The sequence below is a fragment of the Comamonas terrae genome (genome assembly GCF_001544075.1).
Taxonomy (GTDB): Bacteria; Pseudomonadota; Gammaproteobacteria; order Burkholderiales; family Burkholderiaceae_C; genus Comamonas; species Comamonas terrae.
Genome location: NZ_BCNT01000032.1, coordinates 1 through 2,495 on the forward strand (window position 1 = coordinate 1; position 2,495 = coordinate 2,495).

Annotated in this window: 2 protein-coding genes; both read left to right on the forward strand. The window is 59.7% G+C overall.

Features of this window, described 5'->3' with window-relative positions:
• The first annotated feature begins 108 nt into the window (after nucleotides 1-108).
• A complete protein-coding gene (gene istA / locus Cte04_RS21655; RefSeq protein ID WP_059440738.1) occupies nucleotides 109-1,635 on the forward strand; it encodes an IS21-like element ISCsp3 family transposase in 1,527 nt (508 codons plus the stop codon).
• Nucleotides 1,625-2,422 carry an IS21-like element helper ATPase IstB gene (istB, locus tag Cte04_RS21660; protein ID WP_042412099.1) on the forward strand — a complete coding sequence of 266 codons (798 nt, stop codon included), beginning with the start codon at nucleotides 1,625-1,627 and terminating at the stop codon, nucleotides 2,420-2,422. Before istA ends, istB begins: the two co-directional genes overlap by 11 nt.
• Nucleotides 2,423-2,495: the final 73 nt, after the last annotated feature.

The following is a 2,495-nucleotide window of genomic DNA, read 5'->3' on the forward strand; positions in this document are numbered from 1 at the left end:
TGTTGATTTCCACGCAGAAGTGACCCACTAACCCCCAGGATTTCCATCTAAATCTGATCCACGTATTAACCCTAGCCTGCTGCTTTCTTAGGCAGCAGGAGACCAGGAGTGATAGACGTGGCAACACTGAGTGTCATCAGGCGATGGGCCCTGCGCGAGCAACTGTCCATCCGCGAGATCTCCCGCCGCACAGGCCTGTCTCGCAACACCATTCGCAAGTACCTGCGCGCTGACTCTGCCGAGCCCAGCTATGCCAAGCGGGTCAGTCCCAGCAAGCTCGATCCGTTCGCCACCAAGCTGGCCGACTGGCTCAAGACCGAGTCCACCCGGGGTCGCAAGCAGCGACGCACCGTCAAACAGATGTACTTTGACCTGAAGGTGCTGGGCTACAGCGGCTCTTACAACCGCGTGGCGGCCTTCGCCCGAGTCTGGCAAGCCCAGCAGATGCAGGCACAGCAAACGACCGGCCGCGGCACCTTCGTGCCCCTCCTATTCGATTGCGGTGAGGCGTTCCAGTTTGACTGGTCCGAGGACTGGGCCGTCATCGCCGGTGTGCGCACCAAGCTGCAAGTGGCCCACTTCAAGCTCAGCCACAGTCGTGCTTTTTATCTGCGTGCCTACCCCCTGCAGACCCATGAGATGCTGTTTGACGCTCACAACCACGCCTTTGAGGTGCTTGGTGGCGTACCTCGCAGGGGCATCTACGACAACATGCGCACCGCCGTGGATCGGGTCCGCAAGGGTAAGGACAGAGACGTCAATGCACGCTTTGCCGCCATGGTCAGCCACTTCCTGTTTGAAGCCGAGTTCTGCAACCCGGCCTCCGGGTGGGAGAAGGGGCAGGTGGAGAAGAATGTGCGCGACGCTCGTCATCGCCTGTGGCAATCGGTGCCAGCGTTTGCAACGCTGGACGACCTCAATGCCTGGTTAGAGCAGCGCTGCCAGGCGCTGTGGCACGAGATTGAGCATGGCAAGCTTCCCGGAACCGTTGCGGACGTCTGGGCCCAGGAGCGCTCTGCACTGATGCCCGTGCCAAGGGCCTTTGATGGCTTCGTGGAGCACACCAAGCGAGTCTCACCCACCTGCCTGATTCACTTTGAGCGCAACCGCTACAGTGTCCCGGCTCCATACGCCAACAGGCCCGTTAGCCTGCGTGTCTATGCCAGTCGGCTGGTTGTGGCGGCTGAGGGGCAGCTGCTCTGCGAGCACCAGCGGGTCATTGAGCGCAATCATCACGGTGCGGGCCAGACGATCTACGACTGGCGTCACTACCTGGCCGTCCTCCAGCGCAAACCTGGCGCTTTGCGCAACGGTGCCCCATTCCAGGAATTACCCCCAGCCTTCAAGAGGCTGCAGGCCTTGCTGCTCAAGCAGCGAGGCGGAGATCGGGAGATGGTGGAGATCCTGGCCCTGGTGCTTCACCATGATGAGCAGGCGGTGCTCGCAGCAGTTGAGCTGGCGTTGGAGGCCGGGGCTCCCAGCAAGACACACATCCTGAACGTTCTGCATAGATTGGTCGATGGCAGACCCGCTCCGGCTCCGGTCACTTCCCCCCAAGCCTTGCGCCTGGTGGTGGAACCCATGGCCAATGTGCTGCGCTATGACCAGTTGAGGGAGGTGCGCCATGCGACATGACCCAGCTATTGCGGCCATCGTCATCATGTTGCGAGAGCTCAAGATGCATGGCATGGCTCAGGCGGTCAATGAACTGGCTGAACAAGGGGCCCCAGCGTTTGACGCTGCGCAGCCCATCCTGTCGCAGTTGCTCAAGGCCGAGACTGCCGAACGGGAGGTACGCTCGGTGGCCTATCAGCTCAAGGTGGCAAGGTTCCCAGCCTATCGAGACCTGACGGGCTTCAACTTCAGCCACAGCGAGGTCAATGAAGCCTTGGTTCGGCAGTTGCACCGCTGTGAGTTCCTAGAAGATGCCAACAACGTGGTTCTCGTGGGCGGACCGGGAACGGGTAAGACCCACATTGCCACAGCCCTGGGCGTGCAAGCGATTGAACATCACCACCGCAGGGTGCGGTTCTTCTCAACGGTGGAGTTGGTCAACGCATTGGAGGAAGAGAAGGCTCAGGGCAAGGCGGGACAGCTCGCTCACCGGCTGGCGTATGCCGACCTGGTGATTCTGGATGAGCTGGGTTACCTGCCATTCAGTGCCTCTGGCGGGGCACTTCTGTTCCATCTGCTGTCCAAACTCTACGAACGCACCAGCGTCGTGATCACCACCAACCTGAGCTTCAGTGAATGGGCCAGCGTGTTCGGGGACGCAAAGATGACCACGGCACTGCTGGACCGACTCACCCATCACTGCCATATTCTTGAAACCGGCAACGACAGCTACCGATTCAAGAACAGTTCTGCCCAGCAACCCCAATCTAAAAAGGAAAGGAACACCAAGAACTTATCCACAACGTGAGCTTCAAGTTCACGCAACAGGGTGGGTCAGATCGAGATGGAATTGGTGGGTTCAGATTGCATGGAAATCAACA